Raw genomic sequence first — 329 nt, 5'->3', positions numbered from 1 at the left:
CAGGCCGAGGCTGCCGCAGCTGAGGCGCAGTTGGACCTAGAGCGGGCCAAGCAGGTCATCGCCACGATCCTGATGGGATGAGCCGATGCCACGCTGGCTCGCCGTGTCCCTCTACGCTCTGATCCTTTTCCCGCCAGCCGGGATGTTGCTCCTCATCCTCTGGCCGCTGGTGCGCCTCAGCGGGTCTGTGTTCACTCTGGAACTTGAGGTAATCCTGCTGGGAGGGCTGACTGCTGGCCTGAGCTTCGTGCTGGCGCTGATCGCTGCCAGTCAGGCGGTCAATTCCCGCCTGCCGCGGAACCGCAGGGCATGAGCGGTGGGTTGGTATC

1 protein-coding gene is annotated in these 329 nt (G+C 64.7%); it reads left to right on the top strand.

Translation table 11 applies throughout. The annotated features are described in order from the left end of the window. Positions 1-85 precede the first annotated feature (85 nt). Complete coding sequence (locus WDW90_RS38600; RefSeq protein WP_336492934.1) at positions 86-313, top strand: hypothetical protein; 228 nt, start codon at positions 86-88, stop codon at positions 311-313. Positions 314-329 lie beyond the last annotated feature (16 nt).

The organism is Methylobacterium nigriterrae (assembly GCF_037106235.1).
Lineage (GTDB): Bacteria > Pseudomonadota > Alphaproteobacteria > Rhizobiales > Beijerinckiaceae > Methylobacterium > Methylobacterium nigriterrae.
This window is presented reverse-complemented; position numbering and strand designations above follow the sequence as displayed.

Coding starts and splice junctions, on each gene's coding strand:
- WDW90_RS38600 (WP_336492934.1), top strand. CDS start 86: ATGCCACGCTGGCTCGCCGTGTCCCTCTACGCTCTGATCCTTTTCCCG.